The organism is Amycolatopsis sp. NPDC059027 (assembly GCF_042739735.1).
Lineage (GTDB): Bacteria > Actinomycetota > Actinomycetes > Mycobacteriales > Pseudonocardiaceae > Amycolatopsis.
The window spans coordinates 1-2,741 of the sequence record NZ_JBHYIK010000070.1; the positions used below are offsets into that span (position 1 = coordinate 1).

Genomic DNA, 2,741 nt, shown 5'->3' on the forward strand with positions numbered 1-2,741 from the left:
ACCCCGATTTTATTTTTTCCTGGGGGTGTGGTTTTTGTTTAAACTCCACAGCAATTCGGGCGTCTGACGCCCGTAAGGTGGCCTTAACGGCATGTGTCCTTTGTGGATGGCGAGGCGCGATCCGCTCGGGGTCATGCGCCTCAATGTGGCGTTCGGTGCTCCGCCCTTGCCCCACCACCACCCTCAACGGAGACGCTTCGCGTCCAGCCTTACCGCACGCACCCAATGCCACATTGGGGCGTTCGAGCCGCCTCGGGAGCGGAGCCGGAAGCGGGTCAGGAGAACCAGTCGCGTTCCGAGAGGTCTTCCTCCTCGTCACCCTCGTCACGACGGTGCCGTCCCGGACGCGGCGGAGCGGCCCGGCCGCCCGGGGCCTCAGCGGCGGGCGGAGCGGAGCCGGGTTCGATTTCCTCCGCCTGGCGGACGGAGGCGTCCAGCGCGGCGACCACGCCGGGGTCGCGATCCAGCTTGCCCTGCAGGTAGTCGGTCCAGCCGAACTCGCCGCGTTCGACGCGCCGCGCCAGCTCCCGCCATTCCGGCGGCGCCTTGTCGCTCGACGCGTACTGCTTCATCATTTCGGCTTCTTCGGGCGTCACCGGACGTTCGTTCGACTCGACCTCGTAGAGCGTCCGGTCGGCTTCCGCCATGGCCGTCTCGGCCTGGTCCGCGGCGTCGTCGAGCGTGTGCTCGGCGGCGACCATGTCGTCGGTCTTCCAGTTCAGCGCCCAGTTCGGCAGCTGTGCCATGGTCTCCCCCTAGTGTGCTTCCTGGCCGTATTTGTCGAGATCGCCGAGCTTCTTGTCGATGTCCTTGGCGGAGTCGTCGACCTGCTTCCGCTTTTCGTCCATGTCCTTTTTGGCATCCCGGAACTGCCTGCCCAGCTGCACCGCGTCGTGGGTGTTGTTGACCTCGGGCACTTTCCCGATGGCTTCCTTGATCGTGTCGATGTTCTTCAGGTAGCCCTCGATGCCCTGGACCAGCTTCTTGAGCGAGTCGTACAGCCCGATCACCGTCTGGATGAGACTGACGATTTCCTGCGCCTCGTGAACATACGGCGTGTCTTCGAAACCGCTCGCGACCCAATCGAAGATCGACCACAGCTGACCCCAGCCGGGAATCACCTTCTTGGCCAGTTTTCCCAGGAGATCGAAGATCTTCTCGAGCAGCTGGACACCCCGGGTGGCGAGTTTGATCGAGACGTCCGCGAGTTTGTCGAACCCCTTCTTCATCCATTTGCAGCACTGTTCCGCGACATAGAGCGCGCCCGTCCAGACACTTTGGACGAGGCCGTTGAACGCGTCCGCCGCCTCGCCCTGCCAGTCGGTCTCGACGAGTTTCGCGCTGTTCTGGCCGAGGTTCCCGGCGATCGTCCAGTACATGTCCCCGGTGGTGGCCCACGCGTCGCCGTTGGCCCTGATCCGGTTGAAATCCCCGGTCAGCGGCTTGATCAGCAGGTCGAACAGATCCTTGTCGCCGGTGCCGACCATCGGCCCGATGATGTGCTGGTAGATCCAGTTGACCGCGCCCGCGATCGGGAAGTTCCCGCTGACCACGTCCCCGAGATGAGTGGTCGCCACCTCGGGCACCTTGGGGTTGATCGCTTCGACGTCCTTCCAGTCGCCGTAGACGTTCGGCGTGCTGTCGTAGGCGGTCGCCATGTCAGGAGCCACCGCCCGCTTCCGTGACCGTGCCGGCGGCCTGGTAGTCGACCTCGCCATAGGCGTGTGCCGCGGTCTGGACTCCCATGGCCAGGCCGCACAATTTCTCGTCGAACTGCTTGTTCACTTCGACGCACACGCTGTTGAGCAGATCCATCGCCGCCTGCAGTGGTTCGAGCAGCCCGGTGAAGCCGGATTTGTTGGTCGGCTCGTCTCTGATGTACGACTGCACGGTGGAAAAGTCGTCGGCGACGGCAGTGAGATAAACGCCGAACTCGTACATCCGCGTAACGTGGCTTTTCACGTGAATCCCCTTGTCGGCGGCCCCTTTCGGCGCAGTATGTGCACCCGCCGACGGGGTGTCAACTCGAACTCCGACGCCGATTGGCGCGGGCTGTTAGCATCCCCGGCATGCTGAGGGTCGATCGCGCTTTCGCCGCCGGGATACTGGGCTTGTCGCTACTGTGCGCGTCGTGTTCCGGCGATTCGGGAACGGCGACCACACCGAGCGGTTCCGCGTCCTCGCCCGCTTCGAGCACGCCGGCCAATCCCGGATCCAAGCCGGATTGCGCCACCCTGGTGACCCAGCAGGAGGCCCAGTCCGCCGTCGGCAAGCCGCTGACCAGGGACGAGACCACCACCAAGCCACCCACCGCCTGCGGCTATTCCACTTCGGACGGTGGGCTGGTCGGTATCCGCTATCTGACGGTGTTCCCGGTCGGGCAGGGCGTCGCGACCAAGTTCGAGGGCCGCACCGCGCTGCTCGGCGACTCCTCGCAGAAGCAGCCCCCACAGTGCGCGCTGTACGTGCAGCTGGGCAGCGGCCCGGACACGCTGGCCGTCACGGTCCGGGCCATCACGAACCCCGATCTCTGCTCGGCGGCGAAGAGCCTCGCCCACACCGCGCTCTCCCGGCTGCCCGCCGCCTGACAAATACCCGTTCGAGTGATTTCCCGACGCGAGCTGAAGGGGGGGGTTGGCCCCAGCGGGTGGGGGGAAAGACCCCACAGCCCCCCCCCCGCGGGGTGGGGGGGGGGGGGCCCCCCCAACCCCCCGCGCCCCCCGGGGGGGGCCAACCCACCC

Annotated in this window: 4 protein-coding genes; 1 reads left to right on the forward strand and 3 read right to left on the reverse strand. The window is 65.8% G+C overall.

What is annotated here, in order from left to right; genetic code table 11:
- Positions 1–275: 275 nt before the first annotated feature.
- The 3 genes from ACFWY9_RS35595 to ACFWY9_RS35605 are packed head-to-tail and all read right to left on the reverse strand — an operon-like array spanning position 276 to position 1,962.
- A complete protein-coding gene (locus tag ACFWY9_RS35595) occupies positions 276–746 on the reverse strand; it encodes a hypothetical protein (protein WP_378330206.1) in 471 nt (156 codons plus the stop codon).
- A gap of 9 nt (positions 747–755) precedes the next feature.
- Positions 756–1,670, reverse strand: a complete 915-nt coding sequence (locus ACFWY9_RS35600; RefSeq protein WP_378330205.1) for a hypothetical protein — start codon at positions 1,668–1,670, stop codon at positions 756–758.
- Positions 1,660–1,962 (reverse strand): hypothetical protein, encoded by a 303-nt coding sequence (locus ACFWY9_RS35605; RefSeq protein WP_378340936.1) that lies wholly within the window; start codon positions 1,960–1,962, stop codon positions 1,660–1,662. The genes ACFWY9_RS35600 and ACFWY9_RS35605 overlap by 11 nt, the downstream gene beginning before the upstream one ends.
- Positions 1,963–2,069: 107 nt before the next feature.
- On the opposite strand from ACFWY9_RS35605, the gene ACFWY9_RS35610 reads away from it, so the two are divergent.
- Positions 2,070–2,588, forward strand: a complete 519-nt coding sequence (locus ACFWY9_RS35610; RefSeq protein ID WP_378340937.1) for a hypothetical protein — start codon at positions 2,070–2,072, stop codon at positions 2,586–2,588.
- Positions 2,589–2,741 lie beyond the last annotated feature (153 nt).

Bases quoted from the DNA above. Each gene is read 5' to 3' on its own strand.
- ACFWY9_RS35595 (WP_378330206.1), bottom strand. From the start codon at position 746: ATGGCACAGCTGCCGAACTGGGCGCTGAACTGGAAGACCGACGACATG.
- ACFWY9_RS35610 (WP_378340937.1), top strand. From the start codon at position 2,070: ATGCTGAGGGTCGATCGCGCTTTCGCCGCCGGGATACTGGGCTTGTCG.